We start from the raw sequence: 17,373 nt of genomic DNA on the forward strand, positions 1-17,373 counted from the left end.
GGGCCCACTTCGCACCTTGGGAGGAGGACCGTGGCCCGGGTCGCAGGGAACGATGGAGGACATGGAATCGCTCCCGGACTTCGCAGGCCCGCTGGCCCTGCTCGTGCTCGCCCTCGTGGACTCCACGTCGATCGGCACGCTCGTCATCCCCGTCATCCTGCTGGTCGTGGGCCAGGGCGGGGCGTTGCGCATCGCCGGGCGCACCCTGCTCTATCTCCTCGTGATCGGAGTGTTCTACCTGGTGCTCGGCATCGCGCTGCTGGCCGGGCTGCTGCCGCTGATCGAATCCTTCGGCCACCTGCTGTCCTCCCCGGTGGTGATGCTGGTGCTGGCGGTGATCGGGGTAGGGCTGGTGCTGTACTCCTTCCGCATCGATCCCAAGGCGATCGCCAAGCGGGGCGGCGATCCCGAGGCCTCCGCCCGCAAGTGGACCGCCCGAGCCCGCCGCGCCTCCGGTCGTCCCTCGCTGCTGGTCGGCCTCGCCCTGCTGGCCGGCGTCATCGAGGCCGCCTCGATGATCCCGTACCTGGCTGCGATGGGGATCATCGCCGACATGGGGATCGGACTGGGCCGTGGCGCTCTCGTGCTGGTCGGCTACTGCGCGGTCATGATCCTGCCGGGCGCGCTCCTGGCCGGGATCCGGGCCGCGCTCGGGGCCCGGGCCGATGCCTTCCTCGACCGCGCCCACGACTGGGCCGTGAAGAACGCGACCAGCGCCTTCTCCTGGGCCGTCGGGATCGTCGGCGCGCTCATCGCCCTCAACACGATCGGGCCGGCTCTGGAGCTGCTGACCGGGGGATCGGTCTCCTCGTCCTGAGGAGCGGGAGTCGGCTCGAGGGCGGCGACCGGGCCGCGAGGTGCGCGCTCAGGGCAGGATGCTCCGGCCCTGGCTCTGCCCGTACTTCCGGCGACGGTCGCGGGAGTATCTCTGGTACGCGGCCCACGCTCGCTGCGCCGTGTCCCGGACCAGCACGGCCGAGTCGCGCTCCGGCGCGGAGGCGCTGCGCCGTCCCGTGGTGACGGCGATGGCCAGCGCCAGCACGCCCAGCCCGAGCGCCGCGAACTGCACGGCCTCCCCGAGCAGCGTCGCCATCACGGCGAGCCAGTCGATGCCCCGGGCCAGCAGCTCGTGCTCGACCTCGCCGACGACCAGTGGGGTCACCAGTCCGATGAGGAGCGGGACGACGGCCCCCAGCACCCAGGGCAGCACCCGCGCGGGCTCGGAGCGTCCGTGGAACGCGGCGATCACCAGCAGGAGGACGGCGACGATGAGCAGCCCCAGGCGCAGCGCCGCCACGGTGCCGAGCCAGTCCAGCATGCCCTCGACGCCCCCGCCGTCGGTCGACCCGAACCATACGAACCGCTTGCCGACGAAGCCGACCAGCACGTTCAGCGCCGCCAGCACGCAACCGATCACTCCCAGGACCAGCGAGAGCGTCGGGATCGGTCGCCGGTAGACGACCAGCAGCACGAGCGCCGCCAGCGGTGAGACGACTCCCAGGATCTCGATGATGCGGACCATGACTTCCTTCCCCCGGGCGGTTGCGCCCGCACCGGACGGAGGTGACTCCACCGGCTTCGTAGCATGTGTGTGCTAAAAACGTTACGAGACGCACCCCCGAGATGGCAAGGGTGTGCTATAAAAAATGCATGCCGAAGATCGTCGACCCCGAGCAGCGACGGCGCCACATCGTCGCCGCCGTCTTCCGCGTGATCGCCCGCGACGGCGCCGCGCACGCCTCCCTGCGCAGCATCGCCGCCGAGGCCGAGCTGGCGACCGGCTCCGTCCGCCACTACTGCGGCAGCCGGCAGGAGATCCGCGAGATGGCGCTCGAGGAGCTCACCCGCGGATTCGAGGCGCGCTTCCGGGGGCATCTGGAGGACCTCGAGGCCGTGCGCGCCGGCACCCTCTCGCGCCGGAACCTGCTCACCCGGATGCTCGAGGAGTTCCTGCCGCTGGACCGGGCTCGACGGGACGAGGCCGCGGTGTGGCTGGAGTTCTCGGTCGCCGCCCGCACCGACGAGGAGTTCGCCCCGTACGTCGCCCGGCTGCGTCGCGGGATGCACGAGGTCATCGAGCGCGTGCTGGCGGGGGCGGCTCGCTCCGGGGTGCTGCGGGACGGGATCGACGAGGACGTCGAGGCGGACCGCTTGGCGGCACTGCTGGACGGGCTGACGCTGCGATGCCTCGAGGCCGGCGGACTGTCGACCGACCGGGCCCGCGTCGCGCTGGGACGACATCTCGACCAACTGCTGCGTCCCGGGGCCGACTGACCGACCGCCCCGGCGTGGGCTGGCCAGCAGCGGAAACGGTACGATGCCGACACCGGGCCCCGCGCAGACCTGCCGCGCGTGACGAACCAGGAGGTCGAGCCGACATGAGCAGCGACGTCGCCGGCCCCCCCCAGCGCACCGCCGTCACCCTCGCGGACGTCGCGGGCAAGGCAGGGGTCTCCATCGCCACCGCGTCGTTCGTGCTCTCCGGACGCGGTGGCAGCCGCTCGGCCGGGTCTCCGGCGACCAAGGCGAAGGTGCGCGCCGCGGCGGAGGAGCTCGGCTACGTCCCCAACCGCAACGCGCAGGCCATGCGCACCGGGCGCGGCGGCGGGATCGTGCTCTCGCTGGGCACCCTGGAGGACCCCTGGGGCGTCCAGCTGGCCAACCAGGTGCGCCACGACGCCCTCCCGCACGACCTGTCCACGCTGGTGCTCGCCGACGAGCGCTGGCTCGAGTACCTCTCCGGCGCGTCCGCCGACGCCGCCTTCATCACCAGCGTCGATTTCGTCCGGGACGGGCCCGAACGGGTGCGCCGGCTGAGTGCGGCGACCCAGACCGGGATCGTCGCCTTCACCGCCGAGATGGAGCCCGACGGGTTCGACGTCATCGCCTCCACTCCGTATCGCGCCATCGCCCACGCCTACCGGCGGCTCCGCGGACGCCACCGGACGGTGCAGCTGCTGGCCCCGCAGCTGCCGGCCCGGGTCCCCACCACCCTCACCCACCCCCGCACCCAGGCGTTCCTCGACGCCGCGCGCGAGCTGGGGGAGGACCGCCCCGAGGATCTCGTGCGCATCACCCCGGAGAGCAGCCGGGACACCTACCGTGCGAGTCTCGAATGGCTCGCCGGCCCGGACCGGCCGCACGCCGTCATCTGCTTCACCGGTTACCAGGCCGTGGCCCTGCAGTTCGCCGCCGAGAGGTGGGGTCTGGACATCCCCGGCGACCTCGAGATCATCTCCATCGGCGACGTGCCGTCCGAGTCCGAGTACTTCGAGCCGATCAGCTACTACGGGGTGGACGACGTGTTCGCCCGGATCTCCGCCGTGGTGATCGACGCCGCCCGAGACCGCGAGGAACGTCCCGGTCGACTGCACTCCTTCGACTGGGAGTTCTTCCCCGGTTCCACCACCCGTGAGGACGATCGAACCCGATGACCCACACCCCCTGGACCCTGCCCGGCCTGCACCTCGACGACATCACCCTGCCCGTCCCGCTGGACCACTCCGATCCCGCCTCCCCGCGTCTGGAGGTGTTCGCCCGCATCGTCAGCGCACCCGGCGGTGAGCACCTCCCCTTCCTCGTCTACCTGCAGGGCGGTCCCGGCGCCGAGGCTCCCCGCCCGCTGGACGCTTCCTCCCCGGGGTGGCTGGCGCGCGCCCTGCGTGAGCACCGCGTGGTCATGCTCGACCAGCGCGGCACCGGGCGCTCCACCCCCGTCGGTCTCGACGCGCCCCTGCCCGCCGGAGCGGTCGACGGTGCGAGCACGCTGCGTGAGGCTACCCCGGCCCAGCAGGCCGCCTATCTCACCCATTTCCGGGCCGACGCGATCGCCCGCGACGCCGAGCTGCTGCGCGAGCACCTCGGCGTCGCGACCTGGTCGCTGCTGGGGCAGTCCTTCGGCGGGTTCACCGCCCTGCGCTACCTCAGCGCCCACGCCGACAGTGTGGACAAGGCACTGTTCACCGGCGGGCTGCCGACGCTCGGCCCGGGCATGGACGCCGTCTACACCACCACCTGGCACGGGATGATCGCCCGCAGCGAGCAGCACTGGAGCCGCTTCCCCGCGGACCGGGACCGGATGCGCCGCCTGGCCGACCTCGCCGCGGACGGACGGCTGCGCCTGGCCGACGGGCAGCGCGTGGGCGTGGAACGGCTGCGTCGCCTCGGCCACCTGCTCGGTGCCTCTCAGGGGGCCGAGCGCCTCCACTACCTGCTGGACCTCCATCCCGCCGCTCCGGCCTTCGCCCACGACCTCGCCGCCGCCCTGCCCTTCAGCGGCCGCAATCCTCTGTACGCGGTGATCCACGAGAGCTGCTGGGCCGACGGGACGGCGACGCACTGGGCCGGGGACCGCACCATGCCGCAGGCCGTGCACGAGGACCCGACGCTGCTGGCCGGCGAGCACATCCATCGCGACCTGTTCGCCGAGGACCCCGAGCTCGCCCCCTGGGCCGAGGCCGCCGACCTGCTCGCGGCGCACCATTGGCCACCGCTGTACGACGAGGAGTCCCTCCGCGCCGCGGACGTGCCCGGGGCGGCGGCCGTCTACTTCGACGACGCCTACGTCCCGCGCGAGTACTCCCTGGCCACAGCGGACCTGCTCTCCGGCGTGACGCCCTGGGTGACCAGCGAGTACGAGCACAACGGCCTGCGGGCCAGCGGTGAGCGGGTGCTCGACCACCTCCTCGACCTCGCCACCGGGCGCCGCGCCGCCTGAACCGGGCGCGACACTCCCGGTCCTCCCGTCCGCGCCGCCCGCCGGGCCGGCTCCGGCCCCCGCCGCCTGACCAGCGCCGGCGGGTTGCCGGAGCGACGGGGATGCCGGGGCCCGTGGCGCGTCGGGAGGTGCGTTGCATCCGCCAGGGGAGCCCTGACCTCCGGGACTTGACACCCCCTCGACCACCCCCTGTAGCGTGTAATCGATTACTGGCGCAAGCACGACAATGATGTGCGGAGGCGATGACGCTGGAAGAGCACGACGCTGACCCCGGCCACGGAGGTGGCGCCGATCCCGAGCTGCTGCTCGAGGTCCGAGGAGCGGTCAAGAAGTTCCCGGGAGTACGGGCCCTGTCGCAGATGGATCTCGACCTGCGCGCGGGCGAGGTCCTCGCCCTCGTGGGCGAGAACGGCGCAGGGAAGTCCACCCTCATGAAACTGCTGGCCGGGGTGTACTCCCCGGACGCCGGCACGTACCGGTACCTGGGGCGGCCGCTGACGGTGAACGGTCCGCGCGACGCGGCGGAGCAAGGGCTCGCGATCATCCATCAGGAGCTGAACCTGATGTCGACCCTGACGGTCGCCGAGAACATCTACCTCGGACGCGAGCCAGCCGTCGCCCGCTTCCTCACCCGCCCCACCCGCCTCAGGGCGCAGGCGCAGGAGCTGCTCGACCGGCTCGGCATGAACCTGGACCCGATGGCGGAGGTCAGCACCTTGTCCGTCGCCCAGCAGCAGATGGTCGAGATCGCCAAGGCGCTGTCCTACGACGCCCGCGTGCTGATCATGGACGAGCCCACCGCGGCGCTGAACGAGCGGGAGACGGAGTCCCTGCACGAGCTGATCCGTCGATTCATCACGCCCACCACCGGGGTCATCTACATCTCCCACCGCATGGAGGAGCTGAGGCGCATCGCCGATCGGGTCCAGGTGATCCGGGACGGGGAGTACGTCGACAGCCTGCCGATGGCGGAGGCCACGCTGGAGGACGTCATCACCAAGATGGTCGGTCGCAGCGTGGACACCGGGACCGGACCCCGCGACGTCCGCACCGGGCGGCCCGTGATCCTCGAGGTCCACGGGCTGCGCAGCGAGCCACGGGTCAAGGAGGCGACCTTCGACCTGCACGAGGGAGAGATCCTCGGTCTCGCCGGGCTGATGGGGGCCGGGCGCACCGAGACCGCTCGCGCGCTGATCGGATCGCTCCCGCGCCAGGCGGGGACCGTGAGCTACCGCGGCCGCCCCGTCCAGTTCCGCAGCCCCGCCCATGCTGCCCGGCTCGGGATCGGATACCTCTCCGAGGACCGCAAGCAGCTCGGGCTGCTGCTGGACCACTCCGTCCAGCGCAACATGGAGCTGTCCGCGCTGTCGGACCGCTTCCAGACGGCAGGCTTCGTCCAGGACCGCGCCTCCCACGACGCCGTCGTCGACCAGAGCCGGCAGCTGCGGGTGAAGACGCCCGACGTCGCACAGCTGGTCAAGAACCTCTCCGGGGGCACCCAGCAGAAGGTCGTGATCGGCCGCTGGCTGCTGAAGGACTGCGACGTGCTGATCTTCGACGAACCGACCCGCGGCATCGACGTCGGCGCGAAGGAGGAGATCTACGAGCTCATCGACGAGCTCGCCGCCGCCGGGAAGTCGATCATCATGATCTCCTCCGACCTGCCCGAGGTGCTGCGGATGTCCCACCGAATCGCCGTGATGAGCGAGGGCCGGATCACCGGCGTCCTCGGCGCGGCCGAGGCCGATCAGGAATCGATCATGGCGCTCGCCACCGCCGAGACCGAAGCCGCCGTGTCCACCGACGTGACGCGCGATGAGCGCACCGACAGCATCCCCACCGATGACAGAACAGGTGAACAATGAGCACGACCACCACCGCGACCGCCGCCGACCAGGAGCGGCAGAGCGCACGGCGCGGACCCTCCTGGCGCAGTCGCCTGCAGCAGATGCTCGCGGCCGGGACCCTGGTCCTGATCTTCATCGCCTTCTCCATCGCGAGTCCCGAGATCTTCCCGACCTGGGGAAACATCGTCACGATCCTCTATTCGACCGTGGTGATCGGGCTTCTGGCCCTGGGGGCCACCTTCGTCATCACCACCGCCGGGATCGACCTGTCCGTCGGCACGGCGATGGCGCTCTGCGCCGTCATGAGCGGGTTGTTCATCGTCAACTGGGGCCTGCCCGTCCCCGTCGGCATCCTGCTGGCGATTCTGTTCGGAGGGCTCGTGGGACTGGTCAACGGGATCAACGTGGCGATCCTGGACCTGCCGCCGTTCATCGCGACCCTCGCAATGATGATGGTGGCCGGAGGGCTGGCCCTGGTGTTCTCCGGAGCCGCCCCGATCTACTTCGAGGCCCCCTCGTACATGTGGGTCTCCACCGGCAGCCTCATCCCGTCCGTGCCCAATGCCGTGCTGGTGCTGCTGGTCGGCGCCGTGATCGCCGCGGTGCTGATGTCCCGCACCGTGCTGGGGCGGTACACCATGGCCATCGGGGCGAACCGGGAGGCCGCCGAGCTCGCCGGGGTCGGCGTCACCAAGTGGCTGATGATCGTCTACACGGTCGGCGGCCTGTTCACGGGCCTGGCCGGCGTCATGATCTCCGCACGGCTCGGATCGGCCCAGCCGGCCACCGGCATGGGTTACGAGCTGGACGCGATCGCCGCCGTGGTGATCGGTGGGACCTCGCTCTCGGGCGGACGCGGCACCATCGTCGGCACGATGATCGGTGCGCTGATCATCTCCACGCTCACCAACGGCCTGCAGATCCTGTCGATCCCCCAGGAGTGGCAGGACGTCCTGCTGGGGGCGGTGATCCTGGTGGCCGTGTTCATCGACCGGCTGCGCAAGCGCTCGGGACGCACCTCATGATCGCCGCTCGCCGTACCGTCCTCACGGCGGCGGCCGCGACCCTGCTGCTGCCCGTCGCCGCCTGCACTGGGCGATCGCAGGAGGACGCCCTGCACGTCGCGATCGTCTCCAAGGGCTTCCAGCAGCAGTTCTGGCAGGCGGTCAAGAAGGGGGCCGACGCCGAGGCCGAGGCCCACGACGTGGTGCTCACCTTCGAAGGCCCGCCCACCGAGACTGACATCGAAGCGCAGATCACGATGCTGCAGAACACCGTCACCCGTCATCCCGACGGGCTCGCGCTCGCGGCGCTGGACTCCCGGGCCGCGGCCCGTGCGCTCCAGGAGGCCCAGGCCAAAGGGATCCCGATCGTCGCCTTCGACTCCGGGGTGGAATCCGACATCCCCGTCTCCACCGTCGCGACCGACAACGCGGCGGCCGCCCGCGAGGCCGGCAAGCACATGGCCGAGCTGGTCGGCGGCGAGGGGCAGGTGGGGGTGATCGCCCACGACCAGGTCTCCCTCTCGGGCACCGACCGGCGCGACGGCTTCATCGCCGGGATCGAGGAGTTCGGCCCGCAGATCGAACTGCTGCCCACCCAGTACGGGGAGGGCGACCAGGCGGTCACGGCGAACATCGCCCGCGCTATGGTCTCCGCGAACCCGGAGCTGAAGGGGCTGTTCGGCACCAACGAGGGTTCGGCGATCGGCATCCTCCGCGGGGTCCAGGAGTCCGGACGCGACGACCTCGCGGTGGTCGGCTTCGACTCGGGGAGAGCCCAGGTCGAGGCGATCCGGGACGGCGAGATGGCCGGGGCCGTCACCCAGAACCCGGTCGCCATGGGGCGCATCACGGTGCAGACCGTACTGGCCGCGATCCGCGACGCGCAGGTCGAGCCGATGATCGACACCGGCTTCCTCTGGTACGACGCCGACAACCTCGCCTCCGACGAGGTCCAGGAGGCCATCTACCTCTAGGTCGACGGCCTCACCCGTCCCCGTGGACCAGGTGCCCCGTCTCGGCCCCGCGGAAGACGGGGACGACGAAACGGCTGCGGTCCCCACGGTGCAGCGCCACGACATGCTCGATCGGCCGCCCTCGCTCGTCGGCGGTGGTGCTGGTCATCCGCAGCACCGGGCGCTGCGGGCCCAGGTGCAGCAGCCGTCCCTCGCGCTCGTCGGTCAGGGCCGCCTCCACCGCGCGCTCGCCGCTGACCGCCCGCACCCCGTGCTCCTCGAGCACCTGGTACAGGGAAGCGATGGCCAGGTCGGCGCCGTCGAGCAGGCGGCCCAGGCGCGGGGGCAGCCAGGTGGCCGAGAGCGACCACGGCTCCCCGTCGACGTGGCGCAGCCGCTCCAGGACGGTCGCGTCCTCCTGGGGCGCGAGCCCCAGCTGCCCGGCCACCTGCGACGGGGCGGGCACGGTCTCGTGGCGCAGCACGTCGCCCGTGACCTCCCCGCCCTGCGCGGCCATCTCCTCGCGCAGGCCCCGCAGGCGCGAGGCAGGGAGCTCGGAGCTCCTGCCGGGCGCGACGTACGTCCCCTTGCCCTTGATGCGCACGATCACGCCCTCGTGCTCGAGCATCCCCAGCGCCTGCCGCACCACGGTGCGGGAGACCGCATGGATCTCGCACAGCCGGTGCTCCCCGGGCAGCGGATCGCCCGCCGCCAGCGTGCCGTCCTCGATGCTGCGCCGCAGCGAGCGCTGCAGCTGGTCGTACAGGGGCGGCGCGGACCGGCGCTCCCGCGGGGGAGGGCCGCTCATGGATGATCGCCCTCGTCCCCTCCGCTCCCGTCGGCCGGATCCTGGGTGCCTGCGAGCGTCGCGAGGTGGGCGTCGACCTCGGCGGCGCGGGGCAGGCTGGGGGAGGCGCCCCGACGGGTGACCGCGAGCGCCCCGGCGGCCCCGGCGCGGTTGATCGCGCGGGGAAGGTCCTCGCCCGCGGCCAGGGAGGCTGCCAGGTAGCCGGCGAAGGCGTCGCCGGCCGCGGTGGTGTCGACGACCTCGACCCGATGAGCCGGGACGTGCCGGACGCTGCCGGTGCCCACCAGCACGCAGCCGGCGCCGGCCATCGTGATCAGGGCATGAGTGACACCGCGGTCGAGGAACCACTGCCCGGCCTGCACGGCGGCTTCGCGCGAGTCGACCTCGATCCCGGTCAGCAGCGAGGCCTCGGTCTCGTTGGGGGTGACCACGTCCACCAGCGGCCAGATCGACTCCTCGAGGTCGTGGGCGGGGGCGGGGTCCAGGACCACCGTGAGGCCCTTGTCGTGGGCACCGCGGATCGCGTGCATGGTCAGGGCGAAGGGGATCTCGAGCTGGGTCAGCAGCACCTCGCTGGTGGGGGCGAGTTCCTCCAGCGCGGAGTCGATCTGCTCCGCGGTGAGCTCGGCGTTGGCCAGCGGCACCATGACGATGTCGTTCTCGCCGGAGGCGTCGACCCGGATGTGGGCGACGCCCGTCTGCCCCGGGACCTCGCGCAGGTGGCCGATGTCCACGCCGGCGTCGGTGAGGCCCTGGCGCACCAGCGGCGCGAAGAGGTCCTCGCCCACGCAGCCGACGAAGCGGATCGGGGCACCGGCGCGTCCCGCGGCCACCGCCTGGTTGGCGCCCTTGCCGCCGAGCACCAGGGTGAAGGCGTCGCCCAGGAAGGTCTCCCCGGGGCGGGGGAGACGCGAGGAGAAGGTGGTGACGTCCATGGTCACCGAGCCGATGACCAGCACTCCAGTGGCATCGTGCGGGGGTCGGGAATCCTGTGCGGTCAAGGTGCGCTCCGTTCCGGCGGGTTCGTTGACACGCCGTCCAGCCTGTCATTACATTAACCGGACCCGGTGCGATGAGGACCGTGAGGAGCATTTCTCGGTGAGGACGCCACGCCTGTTCGTCGACTCCGCGGACACGGCCGCCGTCGCGCCGCTGTTGCGCGACTCCCTCGTCCACGGCGTCACCACGAACCCGACCATCCTGGATCGGGCCGGGCGCAGCGCCGGCGAGATCCCGGCGCTGTACGCCGAATGGGAACGGCTCGGAGCCCGGGAGATCTTCGTCCAGGCCTGGGGAGCGGACCGCGAGGCCACCGAGCACCGTGCTCGCCAGATCCTCGACCTCGGGGAGCGGGCCGTGGTCAAGATCGTCGCCACCGCCGAGGGATTCGCCCTCGCCGCAGCCCTCTCCCGCGAGGGCGCGCCCGTGCTGCTGACGGGGGTGTACACCGTCGCGCAGGCGCTCGCCGCCGCCTCCAGCTCGGTGCGCTACATCGCCCCGTACCTCGGGCGCATGCGCGATGCCCGGATCGGCGGCGTCGAGGAGATCGCGCGGATGCAGGAGATCGTCGGCGGCGCGGGCACCGAGGTGCTCGCCGCCTCCCTGCGCTCCCCGCGGGATGTGGTCGACCTGGTCGCCCGCGGCATCACCGCCGTCACCGCCTCCCCGGAGGTGCTCGCGGCGATGCTCGTGAGCGAGGCGACCGACGGCGCGGCCGATGCCTTCGAATCCGCCGACAGCCTGCGGGACGCCCCTGAGCTCCTGCCGCCGGTACCCGGCATCCCCTGATCCCCCCTGCTCCCGGAAGGAACCCCCACATGCTCCACGGCATCGATCCCCTGCTCAGCGGTGACCTGCTGCGGATCCTCGACCACATGGGTCACGCCGACACCGTGCTGATCGCCGACGCGCACTACCCCTCGCACGCGATGGGCGTGACGGTGATCGACCTGGCCACGACGTCCCCGGAGGCGGTGCGCGCGATCCGCACCGTCCTGCCCGTGGACATGTATGCGGAGCCCTCGGTCACGCTCATGACCCCGGAGCCCGGCACCGGGGAGGAGGTCCAGGCCCAGCTGCAGGAGGCGGCGGCCGCCCGCGCCGATCGCCGGGAATGGATCGACCGCTTCGACTTCTACGAGCGGGGGCGCGAGGTCTTCGCCGTCGTGCGCACCCTGGAGACCCGCAAGTACGGCTGCCTCATGCTGCGCAAGGGAGTGGTCGGCGACGACGAGAGCTGAGGTCTGAGATGCTTGCCGAGCACGCCTCGATCCGACGATGACGACGGAGGAATGCGCCGTGACGCACCCAGCACCCCAGCCCACGGACCACGACCAGGAGACGGACGCGGCTCGATCCGGCCGGCGGCGCGTCCTCGCCTCGCTCGGGGCACTGCCCGCCGGGGCGGTGCTGAGCTCCGCCGCCGGCGCCGCAGCCGCCCCCGCCGAGCGGGGAGACGGCAGGGGCGGAGGGCACGGCCGCTTCGCGCTCGGCGTGGAGAACCTCCTGCACCCCCGTACGCTCACCAGGACGCTCGAGGGCGCGAAGGTCGGCCTGATCACCAACCCCACCGGCACCGACAGCTCGCTCGCCTCCACGATCGACCTGCTCCTCGAGAGCGAGGAGAAGGGCGGCTACACGCTGGTCGCCCTGTTCGGCCCCGAGCACGGCGTGCGCGGCGCCGAGCCCGCCGGCGGCGAGGTCGAGGACTACATCGACGAGAAGACGGGACTGCCGGTGCGCTCCCTGTACGGCGAGACGCAGAAGCCGACCCCCGAGATGATCGCCGACGTCGACACCCTGATCGTCGACATCCAGGACATCGGCTCCCGCTTCTACACCTACATCTGGACGCTCTACTACGCGATGGAGGCCGCCTCCGAGAACGGCAAGCGGCTCATCGTCCTGGACCGCCCGAACCCCCTGGGCACCGACGCGGAGGGTTTCCTGCTGGAGCCGGCCCTGTCCTCCTTCGTCGGCCTCCAGGCGATCCCGCAGCGCCATGGCCTGACCCTCGGCGAGCTCGCCCGCCTCTTCGACGGCGAGTTCCTGGGCGGCGCCGTGGATCTCGAGGTGATCGCCATGAGCGGCTACGACCCGGAGGATCCCCGTGACGCGGACCTGCCCTGGGTGCTGCCCTCGCCGAACGTCCCCACCCCCGACACCGCGCTCGCCTACGCCGGCACGGGACTGATCGAGGCGCTGAACATCTCCGAGGGCCGCGGCACCACCACCCCGTTCCTGTGGTGCGGCGCCCCGTTCATCACCTTGGCGCAGGCCGAGGCGATCATCGCCGACCTCGAGGAGGCGAAGCTGCCCGGTCTCCTGGCCCGGCCCATGTTCGCCACCCCGACCACCTCCAAGCAGGCCGGCGAGTTCTGCGGCGGCCTCCAGCTGCACGTCACCGACGCCGGGGAGTACCAGGGCGTGCGCACCGGTGTGCACCTGCTCGCCGCCCTGTTCCGCCACGTCCCCGAGGTGGACTGGCGCGAGGGCGAGGAATGCCGCAGCCAGGACGACGTGTGCTGGATCGACAAGCTCTCCGGCACCAAGCGCACCCGCGCGATGCTCGAGGCCGGGGATCCTGCTGACGACATCGTCGAGGCCTGGCACGACGAGCTGGAGCAGTTCGTGCGCACCGCCCGCGAGTACCGGATCTACTGAGCAGGAGAGCCCGATGAACTCCACGAACACCCCGTCCGCCGGTCTCACCCGGCGCGGACTCGGCGCTCTCGCCATGGCCTCGGGCGCCGTCGCGCTGCCGGCCGCCGCCCACGCGACGGGAGGCGGGAAGCACGAGGGACGCATCGAGGAGCTGCTGGCGGGGATGAGCCTCGCGCAGAAGATCGGACAGCTCTTCGTCGCCGTCGGCTACGGCGCGAGCGCCGATGCGCCCCACTCCTCGAACACCACCTCCGCCGGGGTCGACACCATCGCCGAGATCGTCCGTACCCATCACGTCGGCGGACTGATCTACTTCTCCTGGTCTGACAACCTCCAGGACGTCCAGCAGGTCGCAGCCCTCTCGAACGACGCGCAGGCCGCGGCCCGCGCCTCGGGTGGGATCCCGCTGGTGATCAGCACCGACGAGGAACGCGGCGACATCACCCGACTGCCGGCCCCGGCCACGCCCCTGCCCGGCGCGATGGCGCTCGGGGCGACCGGCTCCCGCCACCACGCCCGCACGGCCGGCGGCATCGTGGGGTCCGAGCTGCGCACCTGCGGCATCGACCAGGCCTTCGCCCCGGTGGCCGACGTGAACATCGAGGCGCGCAATCCCGTGATCGGGGTGCGCTCCCCGGGCGCGGAGCCCGAGGCCGTCTCCCGCCTGGTGGCCGCGCAGATCGCCGGTCTCCAGCGCGAGGACTGCTCGGCCGCGGCGAAGCATTTCCCTGGCCACGGCGACACCGCCACCGACTCCCACGTCGGCCTGCCGGTCATCGACCACACCCGTGCCGAGCTCGACGAGATCGACCTGCCGCCGTTCTGCGCCGCGATTCAGGAGGGCGTCGACGCGATCATGACCGCGCACATCGTGGTGCCCGAGCTCGACGACTCCGGGCGCCCGGCCACGCTCTCCGCGCCGATCCTGACGGGACTGCTGCGCGAGGAGCTGGGCTACGAGGGCGTGATCGTCACCGACTCGCTGGCCATGGACGGCGTGCGCACCCTGTTCGAGGACGACCGGGTGCCGGTCGAGGCGATCCTCGCCGGCGCCGATCAGATGCTCATGCCCCCGGATCTCGCCGTCGCGATCGGCGGGGTGCGCGAGGCGGTGGCCGCCGGCGAGATCACCGAGGAGCGTCTGGACGCCTCGGTGCGCCGCATCCTCGCCCAGAAGCTGCGCCGGGGCCTGTTCGAGGACGCGAGCGTCGATCCCCGGCGCGCCCTCGAGCGGGTCGGGACGAAGCACTCACGCCGCGCCGCGCAGAAGATCGCCGACGACTCGATCACCCTGCTCACCGACCAGGACACCCTGCCGCTGGCCCGCGGCACCTCGGTGCTGGTCACCGGGGAGGCGACGGAGGGGCGGCTGGAGACCGCGGCGGAGGCGCTCTCCGAGCAGGGCCTGGAGGCGACCACCCTCGCCGGTGCCACCGCCGTGCAGGCGGCCGCGGCGGCGCAGGACGTCGAGGCGGCGCTGGTGTTCACCTCGTCCACGAGCTTCGAGACGCCGGCCGCGCAGGTGGAGCTGGTCGCGGCGCTCGTCGCCACCGGCACCCCGGTCCTCCATGCCTCGCTGCACAACCCTTACGACGTCGTGCACGTCGGCGACGTCGCCGCCTCCTTGGCCGCCTACGGCGACTCCGCGTGCTCCCTGCGCGCCGTGGCGGGCGCGGTCGCGGGCTCCGTGCACACCACCGGCAGGCTCCCGGTCCCGATCCCCACCGCCGACGGCACCGGGGAGGCCTTCCCCCTCGGCCACGGCCTGCGCTGAGCCGGACCGGGCGTCGTCACTCCCCGCAGCCACGTCCCAGCGGGTCCTCGATGCGGAACTGCTCGACGTGGTACGGCCAGTCCGGACCGGTGTGCCACTGCGAGCACACCAGGTGCATCACCTCGAGGGTCGACCCGGGCACGATGTAGGGCCCGTACAGCTGGGCGACCACGTCGTCCGCCTCCTGCCCCCACTCCCCGCCGTGCAGCAGGGTGCCCGCGGCGGCGTCCGCCAGCGCGATGGGGGAGTCCGCGGCGCGGATGTCGACCCGGTAGTTGCCGGAGTCGAAGTAGGTCAGCACCCACTGGTCCTCGACCATGCGCAGGCACATCTCGCCGATCTCCCCTCCAACGACGGTGACCGGCTCACCGCCCCACGAGTCCGCGCCGGACCAGGTCTCGTAGGCGGCCGGGTCCAGGATCGACTCGGCCCGGACTCGGGAGAGCAGCACGCCCTTGTCCCGTTGGAAGCCCGTGGTCAGGACGTACACGTAGCCGTCGGTGGGGTGGGCGCACCAGGTGCACTGCTGCATGAGCCCGCCGGCGTGGTCCCCGGGGAACATCTCGGCGGTGCGCTCCCAGGTCTCCCCGGAATCGGCCGAGGTCCAGATCTCGGTGCCGGCCACGTTCCCGAAGCCGTGATTGACCATCATCCACAGGTACATGATCCCGTCCACGGTGAGCACGTCGCCGGGCAGGATCGTGGAGACCGGGTCCTCGTCGTGCTCATAGGGCACCAGCTGCTCGGCGGTCTCGCCTCCGACGGCCGTGGTCCAGGTGATCCCGTCATCCAGCGGCACCTCGGGATCGGCGAAGAGGCCGACGGGGGAGCGCCAGAAGCCGCTGCCGACCTTCGCCTCCTCGAAGGTGTCGCCGAAGACGAACAGGATCCGCCCGTCGGGCGTCACGGCGGGGGCGCCGAGGTCGGTGGCCTCCATGCGGAAGCGGGTGGTCACGCCGGGACCGGTGATGGCGGCCATCCGGGTGACTCGGGGGCAGGCGTCCTCGGAGTCGGCGTCGGGGTCCGTGCCGGAGGCGTCGGAGACCCCGCACGCGGCGGTCAGGGCGCCGACGCCGGCCAGAGCACCGGAGCCGCGCAGAAAAGTGGATCGGGACAGCATGGTGGACCTCCTCGGGTCCTCGGAGACCCCGCGCATCGACGGGCGGGGTCGCGATGGGGCCGCGGCGTCGCGCCGACGGCCTCATCGCGCAGGTTCCCGCACCACCCTACGGAGTCCGGGAGCGGAGAGCAATCGTTTACTCACGCGGAAGTGCCGAGCTGCTCCCCGCGGAATGCTCGCCGCCGGCACGATCCACGGCGTCGAGCGTCCGCCGGGCCGCGGCCTCCCGCGCGATACTGCGTCGCCGCGCCCGCACCCAGCCCACGGTGAACACGCTCCCCGCGGCCGCCAGCACCACCGTCATCAGCGCGATCACCACGGCGTAGGTGGCCTGGAGCGAGACCAACGAGATCAGGGCGCTCGAGGTGATGATGCCCAGGGCGTTGGCCGTGCGCAGCTGCGCGAAGACCTCGGCGCGATGCACCGCCGGCACCAGCTGGTCCAGCACCAACGAGTAGTAGGTGGCCAGCGGGGCCAGCACGGACCCCACCAGCAGGGCGCCGACGAGGGTCGCCGTCACCGAGTGCCCGAGCCCCACCGAGGCGACGCCGAGCGCGGTGATCGCGAGCCAGGCCAGCACGGTGCGCCGGCGCGGCACCCGATTCCGCACACTCACCCAGACCCCGCCCCCGATCGAGGTGACGCACAGGGCGACCGGGAAGACCGCGCCCCAGGCGGCCGGCAGCCCGAAGGAGACGGCCAGGGAGACCGCACCGATCTCGATCGCCGAGATCGCGGCCGCGCTCGCCCCGCCGCACACCAGCCACAGCATGATCATCGGCGTCAGGCGCAGGTGCTCGCGGCGCTGCTCGGGCCCTGGCGGACATGCCGTGGCCAGGCGCGGCAGCAGGAGCATCGGGCCCGCGCCGAGGAGCACCATCGCCCAGATCGCCGCCTGCGGGGAGAGGCTGCCCAGCGCCGCGGCGAGCACGGGGGAGGAGACGAAGGTGACCTCGTTGACCGTGGCCGCGACCCCGAGGGCCCGCGGCAGGCGGGAGGCGGGCACCAGATGGTTCAGGGTCGAGCGCAGGGTCCCGTAAGCCGCGCCGTTGACCAGACCGGCCAGGGCCGCCCCGGCCACCACCAGAGCGAACGGCGCTCCGAGTGTGGCGAGCACGGCGATCGCCACCAGCGCGAGGGTGCGCAGGCCGATCAGCACGCGCAGGAACGGGATCGGGGAGAATCGCCGCCCCGCGCGCGTGATCGGCACCGCGCCGATGACCTGCGCGCTCGTCATCGCCAACATCATCGCCGCGCCGCTGGCGGCATCGCCGGTCAGCGGCAGCGCGATCAGGGCGAAGGCGATCGGGGCGGCGGCCTGAGGCATGGCGAAGGAGCCGTAGGAGGCGAACCAGCGCAGCAGAGGGCCGGCGGGGAGGCGGGGCACGAGCAGGAACCTCCTGAGGGGCGGGACGTGACGGGGAAGAACGGGCACGAGGCGGGAAGTGCGCGGCCCGGGAGGCGCCGAGCCGCCCTGCGCAACATAG

At 72.2% G+C, this 17,373-nt stretch carries 16 protein-coding genes; 11 read left to right on the plus strand and 5 right to left on the minus strand.

Going from position 1 to position 17,373, the window contains the following annotated elements; all coding sequences use genetic code 11:
• Positions 1-61 precede the first annotated feature (61 nt).
• Positions 62-817 carry a GAP family protein gene (locus JOF43_RS07860; RefSeq protein ID WP_209900923.1) on the plus strand — a complete coding sequence of 252 codons (756 nt, stop codon included), beginning with the start codon at positions 62-64 and terminating at the stop codon, positions 815-817.
• Positions 818-865: 48 nt separating this feature from the next.
• On the opposite strand, the gene JOF43_RS07865 is transcribed toward JOF43_RS07860, so the two are convergent.
• Positions 866-1,522, minus strand: coding sequence for a hypothetical protein (locus JOF43_RS07865; RefSeq protein WP_209900925.1), 657 nt, complete (start codon positions 1,520-1,522; stop codon positions 866-868).
• A gap of 128 nt (positions 1,523-1,650) precedes the next feature.
• Between JOF43_RS07865 and JOF43_RS07870 the strand changes: the two genes are divergently transcribed.
• The 6 genes from JOF43_RS07870 (at position 1,651) to JOF43_RS07895 (ending at position 8,542) form a co-directional block, all read left to right on the plus strand.
• Positions 1,651-2,274: a TetR/AcrR family transcriptional regulator gene (locus JOF43_RS07870; protein WP_209900927.1), complete on the plus strand. Its 624-nt coding sequence runs from the start codon at positions 1,651-1,653 to the stop codon at positions 2,272-2,274.
• Positions 2,275-2,378: 104 nt separating this feature from the next.
• Positions 2,379-3,434 carry a LacI family DNA-binding transcriptional regulator gene (locus JOF43_RS07875; protein WP_209900929.1) on the plus strand — a complete coding sequence of 352 codons (1,056 nt, stop codon included), beginning with the start codon at positions 2,379-2,381 and terminating at the stop codon, positions 3,432-3,434.
• Complete coding sequence (locus JOF43_RS07880; RefSeq protein WP_209900931.1) at positions 3,431-4,717, plus strand: alpha/beta fold hydrolase; 1,287 nt, start codon at positions 3,431-3,433, stop codon at positions 4,715-4,717. Before JOF43_RS07875 ends, JOF43_RS07880 begins: the two co-directional genes overlap by 4 nt.
• A 242-nt stretch (positions 4,718-4,959) precedes the next feature.
• A complete protein-coding gene (locus JOF43_RS07885) occupies positions 4,960-6,582 on the plus strand; it encodes a sugar ABC transporter ATP-binding protein (protein WP_209900933.1) in 1,623 nt (540 codons plus the stop codon).
• Complete coding sequence (locus JOF43_RS07890) at positions 6,579-7,589, plus strand: ABC transporter permease (RefSeq protein ID WP_209900935.1); 1,011 nt, start codon at positions 6,579-6,581, stop codon at positions 7,587-7,589. The genes JOF43_RS07885 and JOF43_RS07890 overlap by 4 nt, the downstream gene beginning before the upstream one ends.
• Positions 7,586-8,542: an ABC transporter substrate-binding protein gene (locus JOF43_RS07895; RefSeq protein WP_209900936.1), complete on the plus strand. Its 957-nt coding sequence runs from the start codon at positions 7,586-7,588 to the stop codon at positions 8,540-8,542. Before JOF43_RS07890 ends, JOF43_RS07895 begins: the two co-directional genes overlap by 4 nt.
• Before the next feature lie 10 nt (positions 8,543-8,552).
• On the opposite strand, the gene JOF43_RS07900 is transcribed toward JOF43_RS07895, so the two are convergent.
• Positions 8,553-9,329, minus strand: coding sequence for a GntR family transcriptional regulator (locus JOF43_RS07900; protein WP_209900938.1), 777 nt, complete (start codon positions 9,327-9,329; stop codon positions 8,553-8,555).
• Positions 9,326-10,330: a ribokinase gene (gene rbsK / locus JOF43_RS07905; RefSeq protein ID WP_245354053.1), complete on the minus strand. Its 1,005-nt coding sequence runs from the start codon at positions 10,328-10,330 to the stop codon at positions 9,326-9,328. Before rbsK ends, JOF43_RS07900 begins: the two co-directional genes overlap by 4 nt.
• Positions 10,331-10,427: 97 nt before the next feature.
• Here rbsK and JOF43_RS07910 point away from each other — a divergent pair, with 97 nt between their 5' ends.
• From JOF43_RS07910 to JOF43_RS07925, 4 genes are read left to right on the plus strand one after another with little or no spacing between them, the layout of a single operon-like run.
• Positions 10,428-11,117, plus strand: coding sequence for a transaldolase family protein (locus tag JOF43_RS07910; RefSeq protein WP_209900939.1), 690 nt, complete (start codon positions 10,428-10,430; stop codon positions 11,115-11,117).
• Positions 11,118-11,146: 29 nt separating this feature from the next.
• Positions 11,147-11,569 (plus strand): RbsD/FucU family protein, encoded by a 423-nt coding sequence (locus JOF43_RS07915; RefSeq protein ID WP_209900941.1) that lies wholly within the window; start codon positions 11,147-11,149, stop codon positions 11,567-11,569.
• A gap of 58 nt (positions 11,570-11,627) precedes the next feature.
• A complete protein-coding gene (locus tag JOF43_RS07920; protein WP_342592112.1) occupies positions 11,628-12,992 on the plus strand; it encodes an exo-beta-N-acetylmuramidase NamZ family protein in 1,365 nt (454 codons plus the stop codon).
• Between the two features lie 13 nt (positions 12,993-13,005).
• Complete coding sequence (locus JOF43_RS07925; protein ID WP_245354055.1) at positions 13,006-14,766, plus strand: glycoside hydrolase family 3 protein; 1,761 nt, start codon at positions 13,006-13,008, stop codon at positions 14,764-14,766.
• Positions 14,767-14,782: 16 nt separating this feature from the next.
• Here the strand turns inward: JOF43_RS07925 and JOF43_RS07930 are convergent, their stop codons facing one another.
• Entirely contained in the window at positions 14,783-15,886 is a 1,104-nt protein-coding gene (locus JOF43_RS07930) for a glycoside hydrolase family 183 protein (RefSeq protein ID WP_209900946.1), read from the minus strand.
• A 136-nt stretch (positions 15,887-16,022) separates the two neighbouring features.
• Positions 16,023-17,273 (minus strand): MFS transporter, encoded by a 1,251-nt coding sequence (locus JOF43_RS07935; RefSeq protein ID WP_342592113.1) that lies wholly within the window; start codon positions 17,271-17,273, stop codon positions 16,023-16,025.
• Between the last annotated feature and the right edge of the window lie 100 nt (positions 17,274-17,373).

The organism is Brachybacterium sacelli, from assembly GCF_017876545.1.
GTDB lineage: Bacteria > Actinomycetota > Actinomycetes > Actinomycetales > Dermabacteraceae > Brachybacterium > Brachybacterium sacelli.

Excerpts from the sequence above, each read along its gene's own strand:
- JOF43_RS07860 (WP_209900923.1), top strand. The coding sequence starts at position 62 with ATGGAATCGCTCCCGGACTTCGCAGGCCCGCTGGCCCTGCTCGTGCTC.
- JOF43_RS07865 (WP_209900925.1), bottom strand. The coding sequence starts at position 1,522 with ATGGTCCGCATCATCGAGATCCTGGGAGTCGTCTCACCGCTGGCGGCG.
- JOF43_RS07870 (WP_209900927.1), top strand. The coding sequence starts at position 1,651 with ATGCCGAAGATCGTCGACCCCGAGCAGCGACGGCGCCACATCGTCGCC.
- JOF43_RS07875 (WP_209900929.1), top strand. The coding sequence starts at position 2,379 with ATGAGCAGCGACGTCGCCGGCCCCCCCCAGCGCACCGCCGTCACCCTC.
- JOF43_RS07880 (WP_209900931.1), top strand. The coding sequence starts at position 3,431 with ATGACCCACACCCCCTGGACCCTGCCCGGCCTGCACCTCGACGACATC.
- JOF43_RS07885 (WP_209900933.1), top strand. The coding sequence starts at position 4,960 with ATGACGCTGGAAGAGCACGACGCTGACCCCGGCCACGGAGGTGGCGCC.
- JOF43_RS07890 (WP_209900935.1), top strand. The coding sequence starts at position 6,579 with ATGAGCACGACCACCACCGCGACCGCCGCCGACCAGGAGCGGCAGAGC.
- JOF43_RS07895 (WP_209900936.1), top strand. The coding sequence starts at position 7,586 with ATGATCGCCGCTCGCCGTACCGTCCTCACGGCGGCGGCCGCGACCCTG.
- JOF43_RS07900 (WP_209900938.1), bottom strand. The coding sequence starts at position 9,329 with ATGAGCGGCCCTCCCCCGCGGGAGCGCCGGTCCGCGCCGCCCCTGTAC.
- JOF43_RS07915 (WP_209900941.1), top strand. The coding sequence starts at position 11,147 with ATGCTCCACGGCATCGATCCCCTGCTCAGCGGTGACCTGCTGCGGATC.
- JOF43_RS07925 (WP_245354055.1), top strand. The coding sequence starts at position 13,006 with ATGAACTCCACGAACACCCCGTCCGCCGGTCTCACCCGGCGCGGACTC.
- JOF43_RS07930 (WP_209900946.1), bottom strand. The coding sequence starts at position 15,886 with ATGCTGTCCCGATCCACTTTTCTGCGCGGCTCCGGTGCTCTGGCCGGC.